39 protein-coding genes and 1 pseudogene are annotated in these 26093 nt (G+C 70.1%); 9 read left to right on the forward strand and 31 right to left on the reverse strand.

Translation table 11 applies throughout. From position 1 onward, the window contains the following. Positions 1-387: 387 nt before the first annotated feature. Genes OG252_RS13280 through OG252_RS13290 form a run of 3 tightly spaced genes read right to left on the reverse strand, consistent with a single transcriptional unit; the run spans position 388 to position 3613 of the window. Positions 388-3036 carry a hypothetical protein gene (locus OG252_RS13280; protein ID WP_329336159.1) on the reverse strand — a complete coding sequence of 883 codons (2649 nt, stop codon included), beginning with the start codon at positions 3034-3036 and terminating at the stop codon, positions 388-390. After that, positions 3033-3353 (reverse strand): hypothetical protein, encoded by a 321-nt coding sequence (locus tag OG252_RS13285; protein ID WP_329336161.1) that lies wholly within the window; start codon positions 3351-3353, stop codon positions 3033-3035. The genes OG252_RS13280 and OG252_RS13285 overlap by 4 nt, the downstream gene beginning before the upstream one ends. Continuing rightward, on the reverse strand, positions 3350-3613 hold the full coding sequence (locus OG252_RS13290; protein ID WP_329336163.1) for a hypothetical protein: 264 nt from the start codon (positions 3611-3613) through the stop codon (positions 3350-3352). Before OG252_RS13290 ends, OG252_RS13285 begins: the two co-directional genes overlap by 4 nt. Before the next feature lie 188 nt (positions 3614-3801). Between OG252_RS13290 and OG252_RS13295 the strand changes: the two genes are divergently transcribed. Further along, positions 3802-3993, forward strand: a complete 192-nt coding sequence (locus OG252_RS13295) for a hypothetical protein (protein WP_329336165.1) — start codon at positions 3802-3804, stop codon at positions 3991-3993. Positions 3994-3995: 2 nt separating this feature from the next. On the opposite strand, the gene OG252_RS13300 is transcribed toward OG252_RS13295, so the two are convergent. From OG252_RS13300 to OG252_RS13420, 25 genes and pseudogenes are all read right to left on the reverse strand, one after another. Beyond that, positions 3996-4376 carry a hypothetical protein gene (locus tag OG252_RS13300; protein ID WP_329336167.1) on the reverse strand — a complete coding sequence of 127 codons (381 nt, stop codon included), beginning with the start codon at positions 4374-4376 and terminating at the stop codon, positions 3996-3998. Beyond that, positions 4376-4654 carry a hypothetical protein gene (locus tag OG252_RS13305; RefSeq protein WP_329336169.1) on the reverse strand — a complete coding sequence of 93 codons (279 nt, stop codon included), beginning with the start codon at positions 4652-4654 and terminating at the stop codon, positions 4376-4378. Before OG252_RS13305 ends, OG252_RS13300 begins: the two co-directional genes overlap by 1 nt. Beyond that, positions 4654-4974 carry a hypothetical protein gene (locus OG252_RS13310; RefSeq protein WP_329336172.1) on the reverse strand — a complete coding sequence of 107 codons (321 nt, stop codon included), beginning with the start codon at positions 4972-4974 and terminating at the stop codon, positions 4654-4656. Before OG252_RS13310 ends, OG252_RS13305 begins: the two co-directional genes overlap by 1 nt. A 132-nt stretch (positions 4975-5106) precedes the next feature. Continuing rightward, on the reverse strand, positions 5107-5265 hold the full coding sequence (locus OG252_RS13315) for a hypothetical protein (RefSeq protein ID WP_329336174.1): 159 nt from the start codon (positions 5263-5265) through the stop codon (positions 5107-5109). After that, positions 5262-5564, reverse strand: coding sequence for a hypothetical protein (locus tag OG252_RS13320; RefSeq protein WP_329336176.1), 303 nt, complete (start codon positions 5562-5564; stop codon positions 5262-5264). The genes OG252_RS13315 and OG252_RS13320 overlap by 4 nt, the downstream gene beginning before the upstream one ends. A 458-nt stretch (positions 5565-6022) precedes the next feature. After that, a pseudogene (locus OG252_RS13325) lies at positions 6023-6265 on the reverse strand (WhiB family transcriptional regulator); the annotation flags it as partial. Further along, positions 6262-6726: an HNH endonuclease gene (locus OG252_RS13330; RefSeq protein WP_266446949.1), complete on the reverse strand. Its 465-nt coding sequence runs from the start codon at positions 6724-6726 to the stop codon at positions 6262-6264. The gene OG252_RS13330 and the pseudogene OG252_RS13325, both read right to left, overlap by 4 nt. 38 nt (positions 6727-6764) lie before the next feature. Continuing rightward, positions 6765-7385: a hypothetical protein gene (locus tag OG252_RS13335; protein WP_329336181.1), complete on the reverse strand. Its 621-nt coding sequence runs from the start codon at positions 7383-7385 to the stop codon at positions 6765-6767. Then, complete coding sequence (locus OG252_RS13340) at positions 7382-7705, reverse strand: hypothetical protein (RefSeq protein WP_329336183.1); 324 nt, start codon at positions 7703-7705, stop codon at positions 7382-7384. Before OG252_RS13340 ends, OG252_RS13335 begins: the two co-directional genes overlap by 4 nt. Beyond that, positions 7702-7923 carry a hypothetical protein gene (locus OG252_RS13345; RefSeq protein WP_329336185.1) on the reverse strand — a complete coding sequence of 74 codons (222 nt, stop codon included), beginning with the start codon at positions 7921-7923 and terminating at the stop codon, positions 7702-7704. Before OG252_RS13345 ends, OG252_RS13340 begins: the two co-directional genes overlap by 4 nt. Beyond that, on the reverse strand, positions 7920-8225 hold the full coding sequence (locus OG252_RS13350; RefSeq protein WP_329336187.1) for a hypothetical protein: 306 nt from the start codon (positions 8223-8225) through the stop codon (positions 7920-7922). The genes OG252_RS13345 and OG252_RS13350 overlap by 4 nt, the downstream gene beginning before the upstream one ends. Further along, a complete protein-coding gene (locus OG252_RS13355) occupies positions 8222-8947 on the reverse strand; it encodes a 3'-5' exonuclease (RefSeq protein WP_329336188.1) in 726 nt (241 codons plus the stop codon). Before OG252_RS13355 ends, OG252_RS13350 begins: the two co-directional genes overlap by 4 nt. Further along, positions 8944-9840, reverse strand: coding sequence for a hypothetical protein (locus OG252_RS13360; RefSeq protein WP_329336189.1), 897 nt, complete (start codon positions 9838-9840; stop codon positions 8944-8946). Before OG252_RS13360 ends, OG252_RS13355 begins: the two co-directional genes overlap by 4 nt. Continuing rightward, entirely contained in the window at positions 9837-10724 is an 888-nt protein-coding gene (locus OG252_RS13365) for a PD-(D/E)XK nuclease-like domain-containing protein (RefSeq protein ID WP_329336190.1), read from the reverse strand. Before OG252_RS13365 ends, OG252_RS13360 begins: the two co-directional genes overlap by 4 nt. Continuing rightward, complete coding sequence (locus OG252_RS13370; RefSeq protein ID WP_329336191.1) at positions 10721-11182, reverse strand: hypothetical protein; 462 nt, start codon at positions 11180-11182, stop codon at positions 10721-10723. The genes OG252_RS13365 and OG252_RS13370 overlap by 4 nt, the downstream gene beginning before the upstream one ends. Beyond that, a complete protein-coding gene (locus tag OG252_RS13375) occupies positions 11179-11634 on the reverse strand; it encodes a hypothetical protein (protein ID WP_329336192.1) in 456 nt (151 codons plus the stop codon). The genes OG252_RS13370 and OG252_RS13375 overlap by 4 nt, the downstream gene beginning before the upstream one ends. Then, positions 11631-12107, reverse strand: a complete 477-nt coding sequence (locus tag OG252_RS13380; protein ID WP_329336193.1) for a hypothetical protein — start codon at positions 12105-12107, stop codon at positions 11631-11633. Before OG252_RS13380 ends, OG252_RS13375 begins: the two co-directional genes overlap by 4 nt. Then, positions 12104-12307, reverse strand: a complete 204-nt coding sequence (locus OG252_RS13385; RefSeq protein WP_329336194.1) for a hypothetical protein — start codon at positions 12305-12307, stop codon at positions 12104-12106. Before OG252_RS13385 ends, OG252_RS13380 begins: the two co-directional genes overlap by 4 nt. After that, the gene (locus tag OG252_RS13390; protein ID WP_329336195.1) at positions 12307-12891 is read right to left on the reverse strand and encodes a hypothetical protein; all 585 of its coding nucleotides are present in this window, start codon (positions 12889-12891) and stop codon (positions 12307-12309) included. Before OG252_RS13390 ends, OG252_RS13385 begins: the two co-directional genes overlap by 1 nt. Continuing rightward, a complete protein-coding gene (locus OG252_RS13395; protein WP_329336196.1) occupies positions 12888-13157 on the reverse strand; it encodes a hypothetical protein in 270 nt (89 codons plus the stop codon). Before OG252_RS13395 ends, OG252_RS13390 begins: the two co-directional genes overlap by 4 nt. After that, complete coding sequence (locus OG252_RS13400) at positions 13157-13957, reverse strand: hypothetical protein (protein WP_329336197.1); 801 nt, start codon at positions 13955-13957, stop codon at positions 13157-13159. Before OG252_RS13400 ends, OG252_RS13395 begins: the two co-directional genes overlap by 1 nt. Continuing rightward, complete coding sequence (locus OG252_RS13405; protein WP_329336198.1) at positions 13954-14319, reverse strand: hypothetical protein; 366 nt, start codon at positions 14317-14319, stop codon at positions 13954-13956. Before OG252_RS13405 ends, OG252_RS13400 begins: the two co-directional genes overlap by 4 nt. Positions 14320-14357: 38 nt before the next feature. Then, entirely contained in the window at positions 14358-15221 is an 864-nt protein-coding gene (locus OG252_RS13410; protein ID WP_329336199.1) for a hypothetical protein, read from the reverse strand. A 90-nt stretch (positions 15222-15311) separates the two neighbouring features. Beyond that, a complete protein-coding gene (locus OG252_RS13415; RefSeq protein ID WP_329336201.1) occupies positions 15312-15617 on the reverse strand; it encodes a DNA-binding protein in 306 nt (101 codons plus the stop codon). A 4-nt stretch (positions 15618-15621) separates the two neighbouring features. Beyond that, positions 15622-15867, reverse strand: coding sequence for a helix-turn-helix domain-containing protein (locus OG252_RS13420; protein ID WP_329336203.1), 246 nt, complete (start codon positions 15865-15867; stop codon positions 15622-15624). A 175-nt stretch (positions 15868-16042) separates the two neighbouring features. Here OG252_RS13420 and OG252_RS13425 point away from each other — a divergent pair, with 175 nt between their 5' ends. Together OG252_RS13425 and OG252_RS13430 are read left to right on the forward strand one after the other, a co-directional pair. Next, the gene (locus OG252_RS13425) at positions 16043-16483 is read left to right on the forward strand and encodes a helix-turn-helix domain-containing protein (RefSeq protein WP_329336206.1); all 441 of its coding nucleotides are present in this window, start codon (positions 16043-16045) and stop codon (positions 16481-16483) included. 425 nt (positions 16484-16908) lie between these two features. After that, entirely contained in the window at positions 16909-18195 is a 1287-nt protein-coding gene (locus OG252_RS13430; RefSeq protein WP_329336208.1) for a site-specific integrase, read from the forward strand. Here the strand turns inward: OG252_RS13430 and OG252_RS13435 are convergent. Then, on the reverse strand, positions 18096-19010 hold the full coding sequence (locus tag OG252_RS13435; RefSeq protein ID WP_329336210.1) for a carbohydrate ABC transporter permease: 915 nt from the start codon (positions 19008-19010) through the stop codon (positions 18096-18098). The genes OG252_RS13430 and OG252_RS13435 overlap by 100 nt on opposite strands. A gap of 212 nt (positions 19011-19222) precedes the next feature. Here OG252_RS13435 and OG252_RS13440 point away from each other — a divergent pair, with 212 nt between their 5' ends. From OG252_RS13440 to OG252_RS13455, 4 genes are all read left to right on the forward strand, one after another. Further along, the gene (locus OG252_RS13440; protein ID WP_266432229.1) at positions 19223-20086 is read left to right on the forward strand and encodes a phosphotransferase enzyme family protein; all 864 of its coding nucleotides are present in this window, start codon (positions 19223-19225) and stop codon (positions 20084-20086) included. Positions 20087-20239: 153 nt separating this feature from the next. Then, complete coding sequence (locus OG252_RS13445; RefSeq protein WP_266432230.1) at positions 20240-20887, forward strand: RNA polymerase sigma factor; 648 nt, start codon at positions 20240-20242, stop codon at positions 20885-20887. Continuing rightward, positions 20884-21444: a hypothetical protein gene (locus OG252_RS13450; RefSeq protein ID WP_329336214.1), complete on the forward strand. Its 561-nt coding sequence runs from the start codon at positions 20884-20886 to the stop codon at positions 21442-21444. The genes OG252_RS13445 and OG252_RS13450 overlap by 4 nt, the downstream gene beginning before the upstream one ends. 100 nt (positions 21445-21544) lie before the next feature. Beyond that, positions 21545-22720: an acyltransferase family protein gene (locus tag OG252_RS13455; protein WP_329345133.1), complete on the forward strand. Its 1176-nt coding sequence runs from the start codon at positions 21545-21547 to the stop codon at positions 22718-22720. A 37-nt stretch (positions 22721-22757) separates the two neighbouring features. Here OG252_RS13455 and OG252_RS13460 read toward each other — a convergent pair whose 3' ends face one another. Continuing rightward, the gene (locus OG252_RS13460) at positions 22758-23666 is read right to left on the reverse strand and encodes a LysR family transcriptional regulator (protein WP_266432237.1); all 909 of its coding nucleotides are present in this window, start codon (positions 23664-23666) and stop codon (positions 22758-22760) included. 94 nt (positions 23667-23760) lie between these two features. Between OG252_RS13460 and OG252_RS13465 the strand changes: the two genes are divergently transcribed. Then, complete coding sequence (locus OG252_RS13465; RefSeq protein WP_329336216.1) at positions 23761-24711, forward strand: DMT family transporter; 951 nt, start codon at positions 23761-23763, stop codon at positions 24709-24711. A 356-nt stretch (positions 24712-25067) separates the two neighbouring features. Then, positions 25068-25241 carry a hypothetical protein gene (locus OG252_RS13470; RefSeq protein ID WP_443068490.1) on the forward strand — a complete coding sequence of 58 codons (174 nt, stop codon included), beginning with the start codon at positions 25068-25070 and terminating at the stop codon, positions 25239-25241. 22 nt (positions 25242-25263) lie between these two features. On the opposite strand, the gene OG252_RS13475 is transcribed toward OG252_RS13470, so the two are convergent. Further along, positions 25264-25986 (reverse strand): 3'-5' exonuclease, encoded by a 723-nt coding sequence (locus OG252_RS13475; RefSeq protein WP_266432243.1) that lies wholly within the window; start codon positions 25984-25986, stop codon positions 25264-25266. Positions 25987-26093: the final 107 nt, after the last annotated feature.

The following is a 26093-nucleotide window of genomic DNA, read 5'->3' on the forward strand; positions in this document are numbered from 1 at the left end:
TCGATCTCGTCGAGCTTCTGGTCGGTGGGCGGGGTGCTGGTCATGGTGTGGCCTTTCGGGTGGACAGATCAGGGGTCGCGCGTTGTTGATCGTGTGGAGTCGCTGTAACCGGATGTGCGCGGTCAGTTGTGCCGGGGTGGCGTTGCGGCCGGCGGGTCTCGTGCGGGTAGTTGAATGCCGGACGAGGTGGACAGGTGGACAAGGTGGACGCGTGTCCACCACCCCCCGTCTCGCGTGGCGCGTGAGTGAGAGTTAATGTCCTTTTTCTTATAGTTTGTTGGGGTAGAAATGAGGCCCGTTTTTCCGACACAGGGGGTGGTGGACAGATGTCCACCTGTCCACGTCCACCTCTGTCCACCAAGGTGGACAAGATCTGTCCACCTCCGATTAGTCCGTTTTGACACAGACCCGGTCCCCCTCCTCGAACACCCAGCCGCGCGCGACAGCCAGAGACACGGCCTTCTCCGCGACGGGCCGGTCCCGGGACGCGAGAGCCTTCTTCAACCCGCCGTAGGTGATCCCTCCGACCGTTGAGGCGTGACGGCGGACGAGGTGGGCGACGCGCTCCAAGGTGAGGTCGGCGTCCTTCTTCGCGACGTGCGAGCGGAGTTCGGCGTGGACCTTGGCGTCTTCGGCGCGCATCTTCTCCGCGGCGGCCTCACGCTGCGCCCGCAGGACGAGCGCGTCACGCACCTTGCACGAGGACTCCCACGCGGTCTCGGCCAGCTGCCAGTCCTCTTCGGTGACCTCGTAGCGGCCGCCGTCGAGGAGCGCGAAGAGGGCGGCGAGCTTGACCTTCATGAGGCCGGCGTGGCCGTCGAGTTCGGCGACTTCGAGTTCGCCGCGGCCGCGGGCGACGCGGTCTTGCCACAACATTTTGCGGATGCGCTGGGGGAAGGTGACGTCGACGGGCCGGTCGGGGCGGTGGCGGCCGGGGTGCGGCTCGATGGGGCCGGGGAACGGCGGGGGTTCGTCGGGGATGGACGGGTCGTCGGCCCAGCCCCAGTAGAAGCGCTGCGGGGTGCCGGTGTGGGCGTCGGCCAGCAGGACGGTGGCGATGGACGGCTGGAAGCCTGCGAGGAGGCCGAGGCTGTAGGAGCCGGGGGCGATGTAGCGGGTGCGTTCTTCGCTGGCGTTGGTCTGGCCGAGGGCTTCGCCGATGGCTGCGCGGCGGAGGGTTTCGCCGAGGATGCTGCCGGAGCGTTCGGCGAGCTTGGCGAGGGTCTGGCCTTCGTCGACGTAGAAGAACGCGTTGTGCCGGACCTGCTTGCGGACTTTCGCCATGACGGGGTCGCCCTTGTAGGGGCCCTTCTGGTGGAGTTCGCCGGTGGGTTCGTCGACGGTGCCCATGAAGGCTTCGGCGACGCCTTCGCCGGTGCCGATGGGGAGGCCGTCGCGGAAGTCGTCGTCGGCGGGGTGCATGAGGTCGCGGACGCATCCGGCGGCGATGGATTTGCCTGCGCCGGAGGTGCCGACCATGGCGGCGAACACGTTGAGGGAGGCGCGCCCGCCGATGCCGGTGACGGCGCGGATGTGGTGGGAGAGCATGCCGGACAGGCGGGCGAGGGTGGAGTAGAGGACGAGGTCGCCGGAGCAGCCTTGGGAGTGGGCGGCTTGGCGGATGTGCTGGAAGATCGGCCGGGCTGCCCAGAACGTTTCGGGGAGGAGCCCGGGCCGGGCGGCGGGTGGGGCGGATGCGTCGGGCTCCGGCTCGTCTTCGTCGGCCGGGTCTTCGACGACCTGCCAGATGTCCTCGGCCGGCTGCCGGACGGCGGGCGGGTTGAAGCGGCGGGCGACCTCGGCGAGGACCTGCGGCGGCAGCTGGCGGGCGGCGGCGTGGGCGTCCTGGTTGTGGGCGGCGCGCAGGATGTCGCGGGCGGCTTCGGACTCGTCGCCGTTGTAGTGGAGGTGCGCCCACAGGGTGGGGACGGTGAGCTTCTTCCCGCCGGGCTGCTGGCCGGTGGGGAGGCCGGCACGTTCGGACCAGTTGACGGCGACGTGGTCGTCGCAGACGAGGCTGTGCTCGGACTCGGCTTGGCCTTCGGCTCCGGCGGGGCGCAGCCACTTTTCGCGGCCGTCGGCGGCGGTGCCGCGGTATGTCCAGCCTGCGGGTTCGAGGATGTCGCGGAAGGTCATTGCGGCGGCGAGGATGTCGAAGACGCCGGGGCCGCTGCTGGCGGAGCGGGGGAACGTGGTTGCGCGCCGCGGCGACGGTGCCGGGGTGGTCCGGCCGGTGCGCGCGTCCTGGCGGGCGCGCTTCTCGGCGGCGGCCTTGTCCAGGAGGGTGCGGGCGTTCGGCTCCAGGCGGGCGACGGCGACGCGCATCATGCCCAGGTTGATGGCCTCGCCGCTGCCGGGGTAGCTGCCGGTGGGGCGGGCGCCGCCTTCCTTGCGGTTGACGGTGCCGGGTACGCGCATGAGCCGGTCGAGGTTGCCGATCTGGGTGTCCCAGGAGCAGCCGTGTGAGTAGGCGGCCGCGCCGAGGACGGCCTGCAGTCCCATGGTGAACTGCTCGATCGCGGCGCGGTCTTCGTCGCTGGTGATGATGTACGGCTCGGCGAGTGCCCAGATGGGGTTGTAGCCGCCGCCGGAGTGCCACCATCCGCTGGGTGCGGGGAGCCCGGAGGCGAGGACGATCTCTTGGACGTGGTCGGCGTCGAGGGGGTGGGGCATGTCGTCGAGGCCGGGCTTGTGGCCGATGTTGCCGTAGTCGCCGTCTGCCCACAGGAGGGTGAGGCCGTGGGCGAGGTCTTTCCCGCCGCGTCCGCTCTTGCCGTCGGGCCCGACCGGGGGGTGTTCGCGCAGGGTGGTGACCTGGGTGTAGATGCCCTTCGGTCGGCGGCGTTCGAGGTCGCTGATGTAGCGGGTGGCGGCGGCGATGCCGATTTCGTCGGTGGTGAAGCGGCGTCCGGCGAAGCCGTCTTTGTCGGAGCAGATGGACAGGAGGCCGGGGACGTCCTGGAAGTGGAAGGCGAGGGAGGCTCTGACGAGGTCGATGTCTGCGGCCAGTTGGGGCGCGTGGGGTGCTGTGGTCACTGGTGCACCGCCGGGAAGTAGTAGGCGCCGTTGGTCTGGCCGATGCAGCGGGAGTTGCGGGGGCAGAGGCGGGGTTCGCCGAGGTGTCCGGCGGGGTGGATGTGCTGGTGTTCGCAGTAGGGGCAGTGGGTGACGACGAGGTAGAGGCAGGGCCTGCGGTTGGGGTCGTGGATGTCGGGGTCGTGGGCGGCGATGAGCCGGGCTTCGGCGGGGCGGAGGCCGTAGACGCCTTGGGGGCGTTCGGGGGTGGGGGGCTGTCGTGCGGGTGTGGTGGGGGGCTCGTCGTCGAAGAGCGTCGGGGTCGCGGTGGTGGTCATCGTTCGTTCCTCCGCGTGATGAGTTCGTCGGCGAGCTGGGTGATGGCGTTTTTCCAGGTCCGGGCGGCCGCGCGGATGGCGCCGGGGGTGGGCTGCTGGTTGAGGTCGTGCCGGATGGAGCCGAGGACCATTTCGTGAAGGGCGTGTTCCTGCGCGCGCTTCACGTACAGCTCGTCGTGGCCCGTCTGGTCCGCGTCGAGGTCGACGGGCTTGGCGGGCCACTCGCCGGGGTGGCGGTGCTGTTCGGGGTTTCCGGTCACTCGGGTGGTGCTCCTTGCCGGGAGTGCGGGGTGGTGGGCAGCGCGAATTAGCAGGTCAAAGAGCTGTCGCTGTTCGCCTCACCTGCCCCAGATTCTACCCCGGGGTGACCGGTCACCGGATAGTCAATTGCTAGCCGAAGTGTCACAGCCTGGTGACCAGCCAATGCACGGTCAGATACGCTGTCGATATGACGACGAAGGGGCAGCCCGGCCGTGTGGTCCGTATCGACGACGACACCTGGGCTGACTACGAGAAGGCGTGCGCCGAGAAGGGCGTAGCGCGGGCCACGGACATCCGCATGTACGTCGTGCGTGAGGTCGCCGCGTGGCGCCGTCGTCAACGGGACATCGACGCGGCCAAGAACATCGCGAAGGGCTGACGTCACCACATCGCTCCTTCCGGCCGGCGGCCGAACTCCTGAACGTCGGTCGGGCACCGGTGCTCGATGGCCACCGCGTGCCCGCACTCGTTCCGGCACCGCCACCTCAGGTCCGGGCTTCCGTTGCGCAGCCGCACGAGGCACCAGGCGAGCCGGTTTGGTTCGACCAGCGCGGCCGCCCGTTCCCGGGTGACCGGCTCGGCGTCCGCGGTCACGTTCAGTGCGGCCCGCCGGCCGACCAGTTGCTTGAGCACCGCGGTTCCGCAGCGCTCGCACTCCCAGGGGTGCGCCCCCCGTTGTTTGTCGTAGGCGGTCATGGGGCGCGCGGGCCCGGCCGCAGAGCGGCGGGAGTCGGCGCCCGTCTGCGACCAGGCCCCGGCCATCAGGCGCTCACCAGTTGCTCGTGCAGCGCCACGCAGGCGTCACACGCACAGGTCCGGACGACGTACCCGCCGCCCTCCGAGGGCAGGCCCTCGCCGGGGACGATGACCCGCTCGACCTGCCGGGCCTTGATGTCAAAGGTCGGGATGACCTCCGGTGCGGCGAGCGGCCCGCACGGGCGCTGGCAGGTGGCGACGCAGCTGCCGAGGCTTTCGCCTCCGCCGTCCTGGGTGTGGTTGAGGTCGCTGTGTCCGCAGTCGCAGCGGTGTCCGATGTACATCAGGCGACCTCGCCTTCGTGCTGGAAGAGGGTGCCGCCGGAGGTGCGGCGTTCGTACATCTCCCGTTGCACGCCCCGGAGCCGGCCGCCGGTGATCTCGTCAGCCGCGACCTCGATCGAGGTGACCCGGATCTTCACGGCCGGGTTCTTGTCCTCGTCTGGCCCGGGTTCGGTGCGCTCGACGTGGCCGAGCTCGACGACGGCCATCCACCGGCCGCGGCGCTGCTTGAACATTTCCTCGGCGAGGGGTTCGAGGGCTTCGGCGACGTCGGTGAGGACCTTGCTGTCGAACTTGACGTCGGCGTCGATGGGTTGGGTCACGGGTGGTGCCTTTCTGGTGGGTGGTGCGGTGGTCGGGGGCCCGGGCCGCCCCGCGCGGTGGGGGAAGAGCGCGGGGCCCGGGTGGCGGCCGAGGGTGGGGGAACCCTGGGGGCCGGCCGCCGGGATGGATGGCTAGAGGAGGTCGTCGAGGAGGAACTCGCCAAACCACACGAGGACCGCGACGACCAGGCCGATCAGGAACACCCACAGCGGGGGCGCCGAGCAGGCGTAGGCGATGCCGGATGCGGACGCTCCGAGGAGGAGTCCGGCGGTGAAGCGGCCTGGCTTCATGAGGTGGTGTCCTTTCGGTGGTCGACGGCGGCCTGCGCCGCCCGGTAGGCGGCCGCACCGGACCGGCGCTTCCCAGAGGCAATGGCCCGCTGGTCGAACACCGCCGACGTCGACAGCGGCGACAGCACCCGCTGCGCACCCGCCGGCATCCCCGGACCGGGCTGCGGTTCGGGCAGCCCGCGGATGGCGTTCGGGGTGTGCCGGTCGCAGCGCCATCCGGCCGGGTAGAGGCGGGCCCGCTTGAGGCCGTGTGGGAGCCAGGGCACGTCGCACGGGCGGCGAGTCAGCGGGCCGCTCATGAGGCGAGGGCCTTCGTCGTACCGGTGCGCACCAGCCGGTTGTGGGCCTCGGTGTTGGCCTTCCGGCATGCGGCGTCGATCGGCTCCTTGTTCTTGATGTGCCGCTGATAGGCGGAGCGGGTGCCGCACGGCGCGAGCGCCCGCCCGCTCGGGGAGTACGTGACCGGGCGTTGCGCGGACGCCGCCCGCCGCTCATCCCGCTCGTCCTGGTCCGTCAGGTGCGCGGGCAGCACGCACCCCTCCTTGACGCAGGTGCGGCTGACCTTCCCGACGGGCGCCCGGCCGCGGCCGACACGGAACGCGATCTGCGTGGGCGTGTAGTAGACGCCGTCGCAGTGGACGGGCACGGCTCCGGTCCAGACGAGGTGCCCGTCGCGGAGGAGGACGGTGCGCTCGTCGTACAGGGACTGGAAGGTGCGTACGGGGCGCGGCTCCTCGTCTTCGTCGGCGACGGGGAGTCGGACGCCGCGGCGTCGGAGGATCTTGGTGCGCTCCTTCTCTGAGAGGCCACCCCAGACTCCGAAAGGCTGGCGGGTCTCCATCGCCCACTGCCGGCACTGGTTGAGGACGGGGCAGCGACGGCAGACGGCCTTGGCCTCCTCGATCTGGACGGCCGACGGGCCCTCAGTGCCCCGCGGGAACCAAAGCTCTGGATCTTCATTGCGGCAAGCTGCCTGCATACGCCAGTCGTTGCTCGTCATGCGACGTGCCTCCACTTCCGGCCGTTGCGGACCGCTCGGACCGTGGTGGTGGAAACACCGAACTGCGCTGCTAGATCGCGAATCAGGCCGTGGTATCGAGAAGCCGAGCGGATGTGCTGAACCGCCTCGTCGGTGAGCCGGGCGTTGGCGCGGGCGATGCCGCGGGTTCGTGGCGCTCGCCCCTTGGCGATCATGTCGGCGGCGTTGTCGGCCTGTGTGCCGAGGAACAGGTGATCAGGGTTGACGCAAGGAGGGTTGTCGCATCGATGGCAGACGACCTTGCCTGGCGGGATGGGGCCGTGGACGAGCGCGTAGCTGACGGCATGGGCGCCGTAGAACTGCTCGTTGCGCACGGTGAATTGGCCGTAGCCCTGGGGCTTGATGTGTGCGGTCCATAGCCAGCAGTCGCCGGTGGGGTCGACCTTGGACCAGAAGCGGTCGGCGAACTTCTCGTCGGCCACGCTGGCCAGGTCGAGCCCGCGCTTGGAGTTAGTCCGGCTCATCGCGCGGTCACCGCCTCACGCTCCGGCCACGAGCAGCCTTCGAGTGCGGCCGCGTGACGGGCCGGGACCTCGGCGAGCGGGTAGCCGAGCCAGTGCAGGCCCATCGCCAACATCACGTAGGCGTCCGCCTCATCCCACTTCGCCCGGCCCTCGGTGTGGATGCCGTACCGCTCGCCGACCGCGGCCCGCACGAGGGCCTTGAGCGCGTCGCCCTTGATCCGCTCGCCGTGCTCGTCCTTGTGGACGGTCGTGCCGGTCGCGTAGGTGATCCGCTTGGACGGTGTGATCACCGTGTAGGGGATGTCGCGCTTCCACAGGTCGTGGCGGACCATCCACCGCATCGCGGCGAGGGCGTCGGCGCCTTGGTTGTTCTTGCTGTAGGCGGCGCCTTCGATGACGACGAAGTCGGCGTTGCGGTAGAAGGTGGCGAGGCCGTCGAGTTGGGCGGCGAAGCGTTCGTGTTGGCCGTCGGCGGTGCAGCGGATGTGGTCGGTCCAGCCGATGCCTGCGACGCCGGAGATGCCCATGGCGACGTCGAGGCCGATGACGAGGGGCCGGTCCCCGGCCGCCACCACGGCGGCCGGGGCTTGCGGGTTGAGTTCGAAGAGCGTGGTCACGGTGTCTGCTCCCCCTTCTGCTGTTCGTCGTGGATGGCCTGCCGCAGCCGGGCGAACCCGTCGGCGACGTCCGGGTGCTCGATGAGGAACCACGTCAGGTGGTCCTCGATGTCGGCGGGCAGACGCTCGGCGCGGGCCGCGCCGGCGAGCGTGTGGCCATCCCGGCGCGCCGCCTCCGTGGCGCGCTCGTGGGCCTCGCGGATGATCCGGTCCCGCTGCGACTCGTGCCGGGCCGCTTGGCGGATCTGCCACCACAGGGCAGGCACACCGATCCCGAGGATGATGAGGAGCGTCACGACGGCGGCAGGGGCGGTGTTCACGAGACACCCCCGGCCGGGACGGTGTGGCCCTCAGCGCAGCGCAGGGCGTCGCCGTGGCGGGTGGCCGCGGACTCCACCCCGCACGGCACGCAGTGCACGAACTGCGTGTCGACGAGGGCACCCGCAGGCCGCACGGGCCGGTGCTGGCCGGTCGGGGCGACCACCTGGACCACCCACCGCAACGGCTGCGGGAGGCTGAGGATCTGCTCTCTGGTCACAGGTCGGCTCCTTCCAGGCGGGCCAGTTCGATCCGCAGGTCCACACCCGCGTCCGTGAGGGCCTGGCGCAGGGACTCGGCGAACGCCTTCGGGTCGTGCAGGACCGTCGAGGGATGGCCGGCCGCGACGATGTGGGAGGCGATGACGTCCTTCGCGGTGGACAGTTCGCCCGCGATGCGCAGCAGTTGGTTGGCGGTGGCGCGTTCGTTGCGGACGGCCTCGTCGATGGCACCGTCGAGTCGCTCATTCCGGGCGGTGAGACGCTCGTTGCGTGCTTCGAGCTCGCGGCGGGAGGTCCTCATGCCGCACCCCCCGTCTCGACGGGGCGCAGCGGCCACGTCCCGTCGATCACCGCGTCCTTCTGCCCCTTGCTCCGCAAGTGCTTCTGGAAGTCCGCCGCCCACGCCGCATGCCACTCGATCTGCGTCTTGTGCAGGTCATCGAGGGACAACCTCGCGAGCAGCGGATAGACGGTCCCCAGCCGCCATGCGACCCGGCACGCCGCGATGGCGTCCGCGTCCGCGGAGTGCGCGCCGTCGAGCTTCACGTGGTAGTGGGCGCACAAGTCGGTCAGCGTGCGCTTCCCGGGCCGGTACATGTCGAGGGCCTTGTCGATAACGCGGGGATCCACCACGCGCAGGTCATCGCCGACCGTGTCGGTGAGGGTTTGCACCCCGTACCTGCGGGCCTCACGGTCCAAGAGCGTGAGGTCGTAGGGGGCGTTCATGATGACCAGCGGCGTCCCCGCGAGGATCACCTGCGTCAGCCCGGCCACCAGTTGGGCGATGCCCTCCGCGGCGTCCTGGCCCTCCGCTTTGGCCTTCTCCGTCGTGATCCCGTGCACGGCGGTGGCGGCTTCGGGAATGTCGATGTTCGGGTTGATCAGCCAGTTCGCGGCGATCGGCGGAGTCTTGCCGCCGACCTCGACGATGCAGGCGGTGACGATGCGGTCCTGCTCGACGTCGACGCCCGTACTTTCCGTGTCGAAGCCGGCCAGTCGGCCGAGGTGCCAGGGGGTGCTCATCGGCGAGCCCCCGAACCCGGAGCCGCAGCCTCAGGCCAGCCCTGCTCACCCTGCTCATCCGACGCGGCAGGCGCGGCGGCCGCGGGTGTCGTGGCCTGCTGCTTGATCTCGTCGACCGTCACCCGCGGCAGCGGGAACTCCTCGTCCGCCGTGACCTCGCCGCGCTGGATCGACTGGAACGCCACCAGCAGCTGCGCAACGTCGTGCTCCGTCCACTTCCCGGACGGCCGGCCCAGCTTCGTCTCGATGCGGTCCTGCGTGATCCCGATGCCCTCGAACGCGCGGATGGCGTCCGCGATGCGCTGCGGCAGCGGCTTGCCGCCGCCCTCAGCCAGCGTCTTCGTGCAGATCTGCTTGGCCTCTTCGACGAACCACGGCGGGAGGATCGCGAAGATCGCCTCACGGACACGGCGGGCACCGTTGTTGGCGTTGTTCTCGTAGATGTCCCGCATGTCGGTGAGCTGCTTCGGGCCGCCCTTCTGGTCCCTCTTGTGAGGGACGATGAACGTCGAGGAGTTGCGGGAGTTCTTCTCGACGTCCCAGGCGAAGGCCTGCATCTCGGACTGCGCGTACTCGTCGTCGCGGCGCATCTCGACGAGCCCGTACTGGATGTTGCCCCAGCAGCGGGCCAACTCCCGAGCGAGGTGGACGGAGGCGCCGGTGATGTTCCCGGAGCCGCGGGAGTAGCGGAAGAAGGCGCGCTCGGCGAGGAACATCTGCTGGCAGGACTGGCGCATCTCGGAGATCGCGGCGTTGATGTCGCGCGGGACCTGCTGTGCGACGACGATCGCGGCCTGGACCTCGGCGACGGCGCGGGACTGCTCAACCGCGGTGCCCTGTCCGATACGGGCCGGAGCAGCGGCCGGGGCCTGGCGCTCGACGGGGTAGTTCACAGGTACTCCTCGGTGTCACGGATGGCGGCCCACGTGGGCAGGGAGAGGTAGGCGATCTCGTCGCTGTAGCCGGGCCAGACGCCCGTCTCGGTGCACTCGGCGAAGACTTCGAGGGCGCGCCGGTTGCGGGCGGCACCGATACGGCGGGCTTCGGCGTCCATCTCGACGACCGTCACCACATAGGGGGCGGTCTTCTCCTGGCAGACGAAGACGAACGCGGCGGAGTCGTCGGCGAGGTTGAGGGCGCGTGCGGCGGCCCGGTACCAGTCGTCTTGCTGGTGATAGCCGAACTCCTGCACCGCGCGGGCCAGGGCGGCCGGTTCGGCGGAGCGGCACGTCTTGTAGTCGGGGATGATCAGCCGTCCGGAGCGGGCGTCGGGCAGCCAGTCGAACCGCGCCCGCCGCATGACGCCGGTCGGCCGGTCCCGCCAGAACAGGGACTGCTCCGGCTTCCCGCGCGCCGGGTCGAACAGGGCCGCGGCGATGGGGTGCCGGCGCAGCGCGTCGGCCATCGAGTGGACCTGCTCGTACTCGGCCGGCTTGAGGGGGATGCCGCCCTCGTCGCGGATCGCGGCGACCTCGGCCTTGACGGCGTTCGTCGTCCACTTGTCGGCGTCGACCTGGACGAGGTCCGGGCCTTCCCCGAGGACGAGCTTGTGGGCGGCGGTGCCGAGCTCGAACGTCTTCTTCGGCTCGGGCGGGGTGTCCTGTGCGTGCCGGAACAGGGCAGGGCAGGACGGTGGGAGGAGCATCCGGGCGCCGGAGGAAGACAGCGAACCGCGGTCGGCGTGGTACTCCTCGTTGCTGAGGTTGTAGATGCCGGGCTCGGTGATGCCGGGGCCGGCGGCCGGAACCGAAGTTCCGGCCTGCGCGGTAATGGTCATCGGGCGTCTCCGGTGAGGGTGTAGAAGCGGCGGGGTGTGCCGTCGCCGTGGCGGTCGAGGTGGCCGTCTCGGTGTAGAGCGGCCAGGTAGCGGCGGGCGGCCATGCGGAGGACATGCGTGCCGAGGAGTTGGCGCCACGTGCGCCTGATGCGGCCGGTAGTCCACTCGCCGCCCTCCGCCCGGATCACCGCCAGGAGGAACTTCCGGGAGCCGCGCGCCGGGTGGGCAGGTCGGATGTCGCTGCTGAGCCGGTAGAAGCGGACCCCGCGGTGCTCGGCCGGTACCAGGTATGCGCGCCTAGCGAGGTCCCGCAGGTCGCGGCGCGCAGTGTTCCTGCCGGCCGTGGCCCACTCGCCTGACTTGGCGTAGATGTCGAGTGCTCGCTTGGTCGTGACCGGGCCGCCGAAGTGCCGGAGGGCGGCGAGCAGGTATTCGCGGCGGATGGTGGTTTCCGTCATCGAGTGCCGCCGTCCTTCCGGGGTTCGTACCAGGTCACGCCGATGGCGTCGTGGCGGGTGAGGTGGCCGGTGTCAGCGAGGCGCCGCAGGTCCCCGCCCGCGGTGCCGGGGCTGATGGGGTGGATGCCGATAGCCCGGTAGGCGCGGACGGCGCGTCCGCTCTTCCAGCGGCCGGTGGGGTCGTTGCGGATGGCGTTGAGCAAGGCGGCTTGCCGGTCCGCGTCCGTGAGCGTCACGGGTTCGGCGGGGGCGCCGTGGCGGAGGACATGCAGCACGTAGGGCTTGCGCACGAGGCGTTGCCGGTCGGGGATCAGCCGGTCGAACTCGTCGGCGGCCTCATGCCGGGCCTCGACGACGACCGCGTCGACCTTGCTCGTCATGTCCGCGGGGTTGTAGCGGCCACACGCGACCGCGACGGAGATCGCTTCGAGGAGGTCCTCACGCGCGCTCACCGGGCGTCACCCGTCTCGGTGACATCGGTGTGGCCAACGTATTGATGGACGTCGAAGTCGTCCTCGAAGTAAGCGCAGGGCTCCCACTTGCCCTGAAAGTGGCGCCAGCCCAGCGCGGTGCGCTCACCGTTCTCTGGGTGGGTGGTGATGGCGTCGCAGCGGAACTTCCAGTCGGTGCTGCCGTCGGACTCGGTGTAGGTGTGGCCGGGCTCGAAGAAGTCGGCGGGCAGCATCCGCAGGTTGTCCGGGCGGATCGCGCCGCGCTCGACTTTCGAGGCGAGCAGCCACACCGGCGTGTCCTCGCGGGCCTTCTTGACCAGCCAGGCCACGACGTCCGCCTTGGGCAGCAGGTCGGCCTCGGCGAGGACTTCGGCACGGTGCGCGTCGAGCTTCCGCTGCGCCATGGCCCGGTTGCCGTCTTCGTGGACCTTGCCGACCATCGCGAACAGGTACAGGTCATCGCGGGCGCTCATGCCGTCCTCCGGTCCTGCTGGCCGGGCAGCGGGTTCTTGGCGAAGTGGCGGCGGGTCGGCAGGTGCGACGGGTGCTTGATCGCCCGCGCAGCCCACGACCGGCCCGTGTCCTGCAGCGACACCTCGTCGACCTCGCACGCGGGACAACCCGGCTCGAACCCGTTCTCGGTGTGGTCGTGGTCGTGATCGAAGTCGCTCATCACAGGTCCCCGTCCAAGTCGTCGTGCCGGTCAGCCGCGTTACGGCAACGCGTCGAGCAGAACGTCGTCCTCACCGGAACCTCCGTCGGGCACTCCGCGCACGGAACCCCGTCCTCCCAGCCCACAGCCACGTCCCACGCCCTGCGCAAAGCCGCCGCCAACGGCAGCCGCTGCCCCTGAGGGAGCTGCACCACCTCCGTCACAGCGATCCACCGGCCGTCGTCGTGGTGCCCCTCGGTGACCGTGACCTGGAGGGTCGGCGCCACCAGGACGCGGGTCGGGTCGCCCCAGCCCTCCGCGTGCTCCCACCCGGCCTGCTCTTCCAGAGCGGTGACCAGCGTCGGCAGGTCGGCGGTGGTGATGCCGATCTCGGCTGCGCCCTTGGTGGCGGGCCCGGTGAGCCCGAACTCGTACAGGCCGCTGACGTCAGGGCTGGTGATGCGGATCAGGACCTCGGCCTCGCCCGGGTTCGACCGAAGGCCGGCGGGGATGACGCGGAGGGTGGTGCCGTCCGGGGTGGTGTAGTCCCAGGGCTGGGGGGTGAGCTCGGCGAGGAGTCCGCCGATCGCGTCGGGGAAGTTCATGCCATGGCCCCTTTCGGGGAGGTCGTGAGGAGGATGAGCAGCGCAGCGAGGTCGAGGACCGCGTCCCGGATCGCGACCCGGGCGGGCCCGACCGTGATCAGCAGCCAGTCCAGGCGCCCGGACTCGACGAGACGGGCCAGCGGGTGACGCGGGTTGAAGTAGCCGAGGTCCGCGTCAGCGAACGACAGGGCGAACGCGATCAGCGAGACCGACGTGACCCCGAGGGATCCGGCCGCAGCCCACTCAGCAGGCGAGGTAGCAGCCATCACCGACCACCCGCCATGAGACGGATCGCGATACCCGTCCCCTTCACCCGCCGGTCGATGCACACGTCCAACTCCGCGACCCACGGCGCGAGCAGGTCCTCCCCGTCCGTGATCCAGCGGGGCTCACCGTTCGGCCAGATCTGCCGCAGCACGGTCTCGCACGCGGTCCGGGCTTCCGGGTCGGTGGCGTAGTCGCCGATCACGATGGCTCCACGCTGCGCGCGGTACGGCCTCGGCGCCTCGTCAGGCTCGGCCTCGCGGAGGGCCTGCACCGGAACAACCCGCCGCGTAATCCCATCCGCCGACTCGGCCACGGACGGGTTCGCCTCAACGTGCTCACGGAACGACCGAAGCAACTGGTGGATCTCATCCACCGCACCGGACATCGGCTCGTACTCCGTGGCCTGCACCAAGCAGATCAAGAAGTTGTCGAGGGACTTCGCGTCGAGCTTCTCGGTCCAGGCGAGTGGGTACTCCTCCAGCTCCGCGATCCGCTCGTCGCGGGCTCGCAGCGCCTCATTCGTGACGTGCTGCTCCGCCTCCAACTCGGCAACCCGAGCCGACAGGCGCCCCGCCTCGGTCACAAGCAGACGCGCACTGTGCAGCGCGCCACGGACAGCCTGGTAGTCCTCCAGCCGCCAGCCAGTGGCCTCAGCCGCAACCCGTGCGACGTGCCCCAGCTCAGCCGCGATCTCCGCCAGTTGTTCCACGGACAGCGGCTGCGGCTCCGGGCCCGCCGGCATCGGCAGCGCCCCGTGCTCGCGCACCGCAGCCTCAACACTCGTAATCGGCTCACTCATCGCCGCACCGCCAGACGAACCTCCGCCATCACCGGCTCATCCGACGACACCGTCACCGACACATGCACCGGAACCGGCGGAAACTCCGGCGAGTCCGACCACGTCCGCGAATGCAACGTCCACACCGTCTGACCCCACGGCAGAACCGTCAGCGTGATCGGACCACCCATCACGAACAGCCACTCCGCCAGCACGTTCATGTCCGTCGCGGTCACCAGCACCCGGTCCGGGAGCGCCTCCCACGCAACATGCGCCTCCGGCAACTCCTGCGCCGTCACCGTGGTCTCGTACGCGACCTCGTTCCGGCGCCGCGCCACCGTCGCCTCGGCGGACGTCATCCGCGCCTCAGGCAGCGTCAGCACCAGGACACTCCGGCCCGGCATCTCAATCGGAGAAGCAGTCACGCCGCACCTCCAAGCTCGATGCGGTCCTGCACGTTGTAGTGCCGGCCGACCTCAGACCAAGCCGTGTCGAACAGGTCAATGTCCCGGTGCGTGTACACCGCGACGTCCCGGTGCACCCCGTTGATCGGCCGCTTGACCTTCTGCGGGTCCCGGCCGTACCGCGCCCGGTACAGCGCCGCCACCGTCTTCCCGAGCCGAGTGCGAGCCGACGCCATGTCGGTCGGCGCGATCCGCCCGGACAGGAACTCGTCGCAGGTGATCGTGATGTCCGCCGGGTCGACGTCCGGCTCCTCGCCGAGCATCCGCGCCGCGATGTGCCGGGAGACGCTCCGGGCGTAGGAGGTATTGCCGTCGATGCGGGCCAGGACCTCGATCGCCCGCAGTTGGGCCTCAGCCTCGGCTGCCTTCTCGATCGCGGTCGCCTTCTGCTCCGGCGTCGCGATCTCCTCGACGTCGAGGAGGTACGTGCGGACCTGGCGGGCGATGGCTGATTCGGTCAGCAGCTGGCCGACGTTCAGGATCGTGCGGCGGGTGAAGAGGGCGACACTGCGGGTCTTGGGGGCGAAGATGTTTGCCAGGTCCTCGTGGGACCCGACAAACTCGCGGAGCTGGGGACCACGCAGGACCCAGTAGCCGTTGTTCACGAGCTCGGCACGGTTGTCCTTGACGAGGCTCTTGATGGCCTCGCTGCCGACCTCGAAGTACGAGGCGACCATTTCGGTCGTGGCGTTGGCGCCATCCGGCAGCAGCGCCAGAGCCTTCACCTTGTCGAGCACCTCGACACGGCCGGCCGTCTGAGCCCGCATCGTGCGGGACTCGGTGAGGACCAGCTCTTGCTGGTCAGGGAGAATGGGAGACACGTAGTCCCCTCCGTTCTTGTGCGTTGGATGGAGCGGTCCTGCGTGGGGTCGGTCCGGACGCGCATCCGGGGCGGCCCCGCTTTTCGTTGGTCAGGGCGTCACGGCAGCGGCCTTCCGGCCGCGCGGCCGTGCCGTGCCCTGCTTGTTCGGCGGCCTGCCATTGGCGGCCGCGGAGGGAGGCACGCGGCCGGCCTCGTGCATCCGGGTCCGGTCGGCGCGGCTGGTGACGATCCGGTTGCCCGGGAGGCTCTTGATGCCGAGGTCCTTCAGGCGGCGGCGGACGGTCTTGACGCTGCAGCTCAGGACGTAGGCGGTCTCCTGGACCGTCATGAACTCCTGGTTGACGTCAGCGGGGGGAGTCGGCCGGCCGTACCGGAGGTACTTGTCGCTGGCCATGGGGTCACTTCCTTTCTGGGGGCTGCCTCTGTGGGGCGAGGTCGGCGTCGGTGGCGTCGAGGGCGGCTCTGAGCCCCGCGTATTTGCCGGGTCTCATGCGGGTGCGGGTGCCGTTCTCCAGGTGGGAGAGGTAGCGGCGGCTGATGCCCGCCTTCTCAGCCAGTTCGGAGATCTCGAAGCCCGCTTGCTTGCGCTTCTCGCGGATGGCCACCCCGTCCACTTCGAAGAAGGTGGTTGGGGGTTGGTGCATGCATTGAAGTTAGCTCTACTTGGCCTCAATGTCTAGCTCTAGTTGGCCTCCGGTTGGACATATCTCGCTCCAGTCGGTTGTTTGGTTAGCTTTACCTAGCTTCGATTGGCCAAGATTCGGGCATGTGCGGCCGTTGGCCCTAGCTGGCCCTAGCTGGCCCTGGCACTATGTCGACATGACCATCGCCCCCCGCGACCTGGCACGTCTCGCGAAGTTCGTGAGGACTCGCCGCCTTGAGCGCTACCCATCCCGCCTCGCCGCCGCGAAGGCCGCCGGGGTGTCCAAGGACACCTGGAAGAGAGTCGAAGAGGGTCTCGTGGTCCGCGAAGGCACCTACGCGGCCATGGACCCTGCGCTCGGGTGGGCGGTGGGCAGCTGCATGGCGATCGCCGAGGGGGGCGAGCCGGTGCCGGTGGAGTACTCCGAAGAGGGCGGCGGCACGTTCACGATCCCCCGCAGCTGGCTGCCCGAGGAGGCTGGAGCTGCGGTGCGGGATGCGGTGCGGGATTCGGCGATGGAAACGACGTCGAATCTGACGGTCCGGGAGCTGCACGCATTGAGCGACCGAGTTGTGGAGGAGTTGCGGAAGCTTGGCATTTTGCCAAACCCTGACTGACCAGCAACCCCACTCTGTACAACCTTTCGTCGTTACCTGACTGTGATCCGTGGGGGCGCTGAAACTTCAACTGCCCCCTGCCGCACATGCGTTCCGCATGGCACTCTTTTCGGACACCCGGGGAGGTCCCGCAAGGAGATTAGGGGGACCTATGAAGATGGCCATCACTCTCGACCTGGGGCCCGACTTCATTGGGCAGGTAGTCCCAGTCGACGGAGAGAAGGTATGTGTTTTGTCCCCCACCGCCCTTTCCGACGCGGGCGTTCAGGCCCGCGTAAGGAAGATGATGTGGGGACAGGGCGTGGACTGCAGAGTCTGCCGCGGCTGCAAGGTCGGCACGGCAGAGTAGAAGCAGTCAGCGGATGTGACCGGCGGCAGGGGTGCTACGCCGGCACACCACATACCTTCATGGCCCTGGGGGGATCATGGCGCGACGAGCGCAGGACATTTACGTCGAGTGGCGCGGTGGGACTTGCCGTGTGAAGTGGTGGTCGGGCGAGTACCACGACAGCGGGCGAAAGCGGTTTGAGTCCGAGGGCGGATTCGCCGACGAGAAGGCGGCCCGTGAGTACGGCCAGGACAAGATGTATGAGCTCCGGCACGGGACTGGCGTGTCCAACCGTGACGGGGCGACGTTGATGACGGAGTGGCTGGACGACTGGCTCGGTTCGATGGATCATGCGCCGTTGACGGAGCGCGGGTATCGCTCGGTGGTGGAGAACCACATCCGGCCGTATTTCAAGAAGACCAACGCGGCTGTCTCGGATATCGACGTGATCGCCTATCGCGCGTTCCGGAAGTACATCAACAAGGCGGTCGGGCCCGGCAGTGCGAAGAACGTGATGATGATCCTTGGGATGATCCTCGACGACGCGGTGCCGCGATTGATCAAAACCTCTCCAGTCGAACGCACCCGGCGGCGGGGGAAGTTCACGAAGAAGAAGCGTGAGCGGAAGCGCGACATGACACCGGAGTCTGTCGAGCAGCTGGCGCGGAATGCGCGGACGTTCTTCGGAGAGCAGGGCTACGCGTTCATCTGGACGATGGCCATGACTGGGATGCGGCCGGCGGAGTTGTACGGGCTCACTCGCGAGTACTGCTACCCGAACTGGCCCGGCGCCGACCCGAGGCCGGACCCGGATGAGGAGGAGCGGTACGCGGAGGACGCGGTGCGGTACGGCAGCGACGGGGAGCGGATGCCCGCGATCCGTGTTGAACGCCAAGTTCAGTACGTAGACGGAGTGCTGGAGTTCCTTCCGCCGAAGTACGAGAGCTATCGGACGTTGGTCATTCCGCCGTTCCTGGCGGAGCTCCTGGAGCAGCTGCTTGCGAGCCACGGCAGCCGGTGGGTGTTCCCGGCGAAGCTGGGCGGGAGCCTCGGCGCGGTGAACTTCGACTACACGTATTGGCGGCCGATCGCTGATGGGGCCGAGGAGCGCAAGGGCCCGCGGGTGCGGCGGCCGCGGCCTGCGATCCCGGCGGTGCCGGCGTTCGAGGGGAAGCGGCTGTATCTGCTGCGGCACGGTGCGAAGGCGTGGCTGGACGAGGACGGGCACAGCAAGTTCGCGGTGGAGTCGCGGATGGGTCATGAGGTGCCGGGGGTGGAGGGGATCTACTCCAGCGTGACGGTGCCGATGGAGCGTGCCATCATGAAGTCACTGCAGGAGCGTTGGGATGCTCTGCAGGTGCGGTTGAGCAGGGGCGATGGGTAGTTGGTTTCCCAGTTGTTTCCCACTCCCGCCTTTTGGATCAAGGGACGTGCTGGTCGGGGCGATTGACGGGCCTTTTCCTTCGACTCCCAGATGAAGTTGAGCGCGGTGATCGCGAGCGCGACCGGCCTCAGGGCCGGCCAGGTGACCGTCCAAAAGCGGCGCCAGGCGCCCGCGCCGTCCATCGCGGCCGCCTCGTGGAGTTCGCGCTGGGTGTTCTGCAGACCGGCGAGCAGCGCGACCGTCGTCTGCGGCATGCCGGCCCAGACGCCGACGACGATCACCGCCGGCAGGGCGGTGCCGAGGCCGCTGAGCCAGTCCCGGCCGTCGCCGAGGCCCAGGTCGCGCAGGGTCTCGTTGAGGACACCCGCGTCCGGGTTGTAGACGAGCCGCCACATCACGCCGACCACGACCTCCGGCATGGCCCACGGGATGATCGCGAGGGCGCGGGCCAGCCAGCGCAGCCTCAGCTCCTGGTTGAGGAGGAGGGCGAGGCCGAGGGCGAGCAGGAACTGCGGGACCGTCACCCCCACCGCCCAGACCAGGCCGATCCGGAACGACTCCCAGAACAGCGTGTCGTGCAGCAGGTCCCGGAAGTTGAGACCGCCGATCCACTGCGTGGGCCGAGTGCGGCCCGACTGCGCGTCGGTGAAGGCCAGCAGGATCCCGTAGAGCAGCGGTCCGACGCTCAGCACCAGGATCGGGATCAGCGCGGGCAGCACCAGGAACCAGGCTCCGTGGTCCGGCGGCGGCCTCCGTCCTCCGGCGGCACGCGGCGCGCCCCGCGCCGACCGCTTCGTCGCGGTCACCAAGGTCACGTGATCGGCTCCTTCGCGCGGCTCACGACGGGAATCTGTCGGACAGGCCCTGGGCCCGGTGGGCCTCCGTCATGGTCGTGAAGGCGGTATGCACCGTCAAGGCAGTGCGCACACGGTCCTACCTGTGCGAATGCGAGACTGGCCGGAGGATGGCCGGATCGCGACGCCGGGTGCGGGAGCATGCGGTGGAAGACGGACAGGGAGGCGGACGGATGGACGAGGCACGGGCGCGGGAGGTGCTGGCCGCGGCGGATGTGCTGCCCGGCCCGGCGCGGGACGCGCGGCTGCTCGCCCTCGGCGAGAACGCGGTGTTCGCCGCCGGTGACCTGGCCGTCAAGGTGGGCCGGGACGCCGAACTCCTCGACCGTGCGCGCCGCGAACTGGACATCGCGGCGTGGCTCGAGGAGGCGGGCGTGCCCGCGGTACGGGCCGCCGAGCCCAAGGCGCTCCTGGTCGAGGGACACCCGGTGACCGTGTGGCACCGCCTGTCCGACCCCGTACGGCCCGCCGAACCGCGGGATTTGGCCGAATTGCTCCGGTCCGTCCATGCCCTGCCCTCCCCCGGGTTCACCCTGCCGCCCCGCGAGCTGCTGGACGGGGTGGAACGCTGGCTGCGCCTCGCGGGCGACGCGATCGACCCGGCCGACGCGGCGTATCTGCGCGAGCGGCGCGACGGATTCGCCACGGCGGCGGCCGCGCTGGTGCCGCAGCTGCCACCGGGACCGATTCATGGTGACGCGCTCCCCCGCAACGTCCATGTCGGGCCGGACGGGCCGGTGCTGGTGGACCTGGAGACCTTCTCCGGGGACCTCCGGGAGCACGATCTCGTGGTCATGGCGCTGTCCCACGACCGCTACGGCCTGCCCACCGAGGCGTACGACTCCTTCACCGAGGTGTACGGCTGGGATGTCCGGGAGTGGGAGGGGTGTTCGGTGCTGCGGGGTGCTCGGGAGACGGCGAGCTGTGCGTGGGTGGCCCAGCACGCGCCGAGCAATCCGAAGGCGCGGGAGGAGTTCGAGCGGCGGGTGGCTTCGCTGCGGGACGGGGACGAGACGGTGCGGTGGTATCCCTTCTGAACTGAGCACCACGGATCTGAACTGAGCGCCACGGATCTGAACTGAGCGCCACGGACCGATGGTCGGGGTCCCCGGGCTCCTTCTGTAACGCTTTTCGCGTCCCGCCCCAAGAACAGGTGAAGGCAGGGAGCCGCCGACGAGAAGGGGACATCTGTGGATGACGCGGAACGGTTACGGGGTGGGCCCGCCGCGGCGGTACGTGACCCGCGGCTCTTCGAGGAGTTCTACCGGCGCCATGTGGACGCGGTGATGCGCTTCGTGGCCCGGCGCGTGGACGACCCCCACACGGCGGCCGACCTGACGGCCGAGATCTTCCTCGCCGTCCTCGACTCGGCCCACTCCTACCGGCCGCGCCTCGGCAGCGAGACCGCCTGGCTGTACGGCATAGCACGCAACGTCGTCTCGTCGGAGCGCCGCCGGGTCGCGCGGGAGACCGAGCGCGATCTGCGCATCTCCGGGCGGCGGTTGCTGGAGCCCGACGACATCGCCCGTATCGAGGACAAGCTCGACGCGGAGAGCCCCGGGCGGCACGTCCTGGCCGCGCTCGCGCGGCTTCCCGAGGGCGAGCGGGCCGTCATGGAGCTGATCGCGGTGGACCAGCTCACGGTCACCGAGGCCGCGGCCGCGCTGGGCATCCGCCAGGTCACGGCCCGGGTCCGGCTGCACCGGGCCCGCAAGGCGCTGCGGGAGGAGACGGACTCCGGGACCGCGGAGCCGAACCCCGCGGCCGTACAGGCAGGTTCTCCGGGAGCGGAGGCGCCGGACACATCGCTGCTGTACGTCGCGAGGGGGGAAGCATGAGCACGCGGACGACGTTCGAGGACCGGCTGCTGGACGAGCTGAAGAAGGAGATCGGGCAGCGCGAGCCGAAGGCCCCTGTGCGCCCCCTGTCCGCCCCGCGCCGGATCGCCGTCGTCGCGGCGACCTGTGCGGCGGCCTGGCTCGCCACGGTGGCCCTGCCCGGGTCGCCGGCCGACTCCACGGCATTCGCGGTGGAGCCCCGCGGCGACGGCAGCGTCATACTCACCGTCAAGGACCAGAGCATCAGCGCCGATGCCCAACGCGCGCTCGCGGGGAAAGTGCGCCAGTGGGGTATCCACGTGACCGTCGACGTACTCCCACCCGGCTACATCTGCGTACGCAGCAAGGTCACCCCTCTCGTGGGGATCGACAAGCACGGCAACCGTGTTCCCATCGTCCCCTTCAAGGCCGGCTGGGACGTCACGCTGCGTCCGGGCAACGTGCTGGCCTTCGAGAACACCCGGGGTGTCTCCCGACCGCGCGCGGTCGAGATCTACAAGACCAGGGCCGAGGCCGAGCCCTGCGTCCCGATGAAGATCGTCCTCCCGGACGACTAGTCACATGGAGCCCGTGCCCTTCGTTTCCGCTACCCCGAAGTCGCCACTCTCCGCAATCACACGAATACGTCTCGCTGTTACGACGGCCGGTCCGTCGCGACTGGGATGGCTGGACGCCCTGCGCGGCCTCGCGGCACTCGTCGTGGTCTTCGACCACTCGTCGTACACCTTCATGGCGGACTTCCGGCGGGAGGTGATGCCGCAGTTCAACACCAGCCGCTACGGCATCATGGTGTTCTTCCTGGTGAGCGGCTACATCATCCCCGCGTCGCTGGAACGCCGGGGCTGCGTCCGGACGTTCTGGATCGGACGGATCTTCCGGGTCCACCCGCTGTGGGCGGCTGTCGTCACGATGCTCCTCGCCCTCCATCTCCTGGGCGTCGCGGAGCTGCGGGACTTCGGCGGACAGAGCGCCGCCACGGCGGCTGTCGCCCACGCCACCATGCTCCAGGAGCTCCTCGGCACACCCAATCTCCTGCTCGTCCTGTGGACGCTCTCGTACGAGATGGCCTTCTACCTGCTGGTCGTCGCCCTTTTCACGGTCCGGCTGCACCAGCGGTCCGCGGCGACCGCCGCGGTCCTGGCCGTGCTCGCCGCCGTGAGTGTGGCGGCCGGGGTCGTGCCGCCGGCCTCCGCCCTGTCGGGCATGGTCGGTACCGGTCCGCTGATCACGTTCGCCTCGATCGCCATGGTGGCCGCCATCTGCTGCGCGAGCGCCGGATCGCGGGTCCTCCGGGTGTGCGGGGGTGTGTCGGGCGGGCTGCTCGGGCTCGTCCTGGTCGCGTTCAACGGCACGGTCCCGCTGTGGGAGGGCCTGGTGATCCTCGCCGTGATGTTCCTCGGCACCGCGGTCCACCGTGCCGAGAACGGCCGGAGCACCTGGCGGTACGCGGCAGGCACCGCCGTCGTGGTGGTCGCCTGTGCCGTGGGGAGTGCGTACCGGTACGGCGACGGTGACCACTTCACACGCCGCGGCTGGATCGCGGCATTCCTGCTGGCCGTCCTCACCTTCGGCGCCGGACTGGCGTGCCGCCGCCGACGCGTTCCGCGTCTGCTGACCGGGCTGGGAACGATCAGTTACTCGGTCTACCTGGTCCATCCGGTACTGCTGGCGGTGATCGACAGCACGGTCGGGCGACGGCGACAGGACAGTCTCGTGCTCGAAGTGGCCTTCTTCGTGGTGCTGTTGCCACTGTGCGTGGCGACTCATCGGTACGTCGAAGTGCCGAGCCGGAGGTGGGGGCGCGGGTTGGCGGAGCGGGTGCGGCCACCGTGACCGTCCCTCGGAACCGCCGCGCGTTCCCCGCACCCCTTCAGGCGGTCACCTGGTCCTGGATCGTCCGTGCTGCCCGGCGTAGTTCCGTCAGGACCGCGCGGACCGCCTTTCTGGCCGTGCGTTCGGGGCGGCACAGGGCGTCGATCTGGCGTCGGGCCTGCACACCGCTGAGCGGCCGCAGGACCAGGGCCGGGTGTCGGCGGGAGGTCCAGCGGGGCATCAGAGCCAGGCCTCCCCCGGCGGCCACCGCCTCCGCCGCCACCGAGAACTCGTTGATGGTGTGGGCCAGGTGGAGCTGCCGCCCCGCCGCCGCGGCGATCGCCTCGATGGTCGCCCTGACCGGGAAGCCCTCGTGTACGGCGATCCACGGCTCGTCGGCCACGTCGCCCGGGGTGACCCGGCGCTTGGCGGCGAGCGGATGGTCGGCGGGCATGGCCACGTCCAGCGGTTCCCGGAGCAGCGTGGTCGCGGTCACCGCGCGCGGCCACGGCGGGGCGTGCTCGAGACGGTGGGCCAGCACCACGTCGTACTCCCGGGTCAGCCGGGGGAAGTCCTCCTGCGCCACGTCCTCGTCGGCGAGCGCGAGCACCGGATGGCCGGGCCCGGCGCACGCGCGCAGCAACAGCGGGAAGAACGCGGCGCCCGCGCTGTGGAACGCCGCCACCGACACCTCGCCGTCCGGCCGCCCCACGAACTCCTCGACCGTGTGCCGGGCGCGCGCGAGGGCCGTCTCCACCTCGATCGCCGCGCCCGCCAGTGCCTGCCCGGCGTCCGTGAGCACCAGCCGCCGTCCCTCGCGCTCGGTCAGGGGTACGGGGATCGAGCGCTGCAACAGCCGCAGCTGCTGCGAGATCGCCGACGGTGTCACCAGCAGTGCCTCGGCGACCGCGGTGACGCTGCCCAGTTCGCCCAGCTCCCGCAGGATCCGCAACTGCCGTTCGTCCACCCCCTCAGTGTAGAAGGACCGTGTAGGACTGCTAAAAGATCCTTTTAGAAAGTGGTTCTGGGCTTCAGTGGCCTCGCCGGTGCACCGTAGACGGGTGTCCGACGCCCGCCGTATCGATGCGGTACTCCTCCTGGTCGCGCTCGTCTGGGGTTCCAGTTATCTGTCCGCCCAGACGGCCACCGCGGCCCTCCCCGTCCTGGTGGTCCTCTTCGCGCGGTACGCCCTGTCCGCACTCGCCTGTCTCGGGCTCGTCGCCGCCCGCGCCGGGTCACGGCAGGGCTCCCGGCGCGGTTCCCGACGCTGGACCCGCGACGAGCTCCGGGCCGGTGTGCCCCTCGGCGTCACCCAGGCCGCCGTCCTGGTCGTGGAGACGTACGGCGTCGCCCACACCACCGCCGCCAACGCGGGGCTGATCATCAGCCTGACCATCGTCCTCACCCCCTTCCTCGACCGCACCGGTCACCCGGGCGGCCTGCCTCCCGCCTTCTACGCCGCCGCCGGCGTGTGCGTCCTGGCCGTCGGACTCCTCATGTCCGGCAACGGCTTCCACGCGCCTCGCCTGGGCGACCTGCTGATGCTGGCCGCGGCGTTCGTCCGGGCCGCCCACGTGGCACTCGTCGGCCGGCTCACCGTGGGCCGGGCGGTCCGTCCCCTGCAGCTGACGACGGTGCAGACCCTCGTCGGCTCGGCCCTGTTCCTGGTACTGGCCGCCCGCGAGCTGCCGACCCTGGCCCGCGCCGACGCCGCGACCTGGACGCAGCTCCTCTATCTCGCCCTGTTCTGCAGTGTGTTCGCCTTCCTCGCCCAGACCTGGGCCGTCCAGCGCACCTCCGCGAGCCGGGCCGGCCTGCTGCTGGGCACCGAGCCGATCTGGGCCGCGGCGGTGGGCATCGCCCTCGCCGGCGAGCACTTCACGCCGCTCGCCGGCCTCGGCGCGGCCCTGATGGTCGCCGGTACCTACTGGGGGCAGGCGGTGGAACGCACCCACCGGACGGCGACGGCACAGAAGACCTCCGTCACCGCAGACACCGTTCCTGTGCAGTGAGCGGGAGTGAGTCCGCGCACTGGCACACCCCGAACGGTCTTGGGCGCACTGGTCATCCGCTTTCGCAACCGGGTGGCGACACGGATCCTGTCCGTGGTCCGGTCCCGGAAGGGCGGAGTCCCTCACGACCTGGCACATATGAACGTGGCCAGAGGCGACGGGGAGGCCCTGAACCATCTCACTGGTGGAGCAGGGGCCCCGCACGCCGACACCGCGCTCGGCGTCCCAGATCGCGTCGCTCACGCTACTCCGGCCTGCACCGGACACCGCAAGCCCGAAAGCCGACCATCACACGATCGAGCTAAATCGCCCTCACGCACGCTCCCCGGCGAGCAGTTGCCTACCCCGGCACGGTCCTGCCCTTCAGCTTCGATCCCGAGCTCGAAGTCGTCGCCGACCCGGACGTGGTGGCACAGCCGAAGCTGTACTTCAACGCGGCCCGGCTGGACCGGTCCCTGGTCATCTCGGGTGCCGACTACGCGCGGCTCGCCCTGCCCCGGGTGGAGCCCATTGCGAGCCCTGCCGCCTGAGGCCGCGGTGTGACGCCCGGTGTCAGACCGGCTCGTCCGCAAGCTCCCGCAGCGGCCAGGTGCCGTCCACCACCGCGTCCGCCTCGCCCTTGCGGCGCAGGAAGCTCTGGAAGTCCGCCGCCCACTCGGCGTACCACTCGATCTGGCGGCGGTGCAGTTCCGCCGGGCCGAGGGTCGCGACCTTGGTGTGGCGGTCGGCTATCGCGCAGGCCAGCCGGGCCGCGGCGAGGGCGTCGGCCGAGGCGTCGTGGGCGGCGTCGAGCGGGACGCCGTACTCCCCGCAGACGGCTTCGAGGTTGCGCTTGCCGCGGCGGTAGCGGTCGGCCCAGCGGTCGATCGTGTACGGGTCGACGACCGGGGCCGGGTCGAGGCCGCCCAGACGGTCCCGCAGGGACGGCAGGCCGTACCGGCGCAGTTCGGCGGAGAGCAGGGTCAGGTCGAAGGCCGCGTTGTAGGCGACGACCGGCACGCCCGTCTTCCAGTACGTCACGAGGACGTCGGCGATCGCGTCCGCGACCTGGTCGGCCGGGCGGCCCTCGGCGGTCGCGCGCTCGTTGCTGATGCCGTGCACCGCCACCGCGTCCGCCGGGATCTCCATGCCGGGATCCGCCAGCCACTCCCGTCGCCCGACGGGCTGCCCGTCCCTGACCTCGATCACGGCCGCCGTGACGATGCGCGCCTCGCGCGGATCGGTCCCGGTCGTCTCCAGGTCGAAGCCGATCAGCAGCTCCCGGTGCCAGCCCATGGGCGGTCCCCCTTCTTGGTGGTGCTTTCCCCCAGTGGTCTCCACGATCCCACGTGCCACTGACAATCCGAGGACCGCATTCCGCTTACGGACTTGCGCGGGGGGAC

This window comes from Streptomyces sp. NBC_01352, assembly GCF_036237295.1.
Taxonomy (GTDB): Bacteria; Actinomycetota; Actinomycetes; order Streptomycetales; family Streptomycetaceae; genus Streptomyces; species Streptomyces plumbiresistens.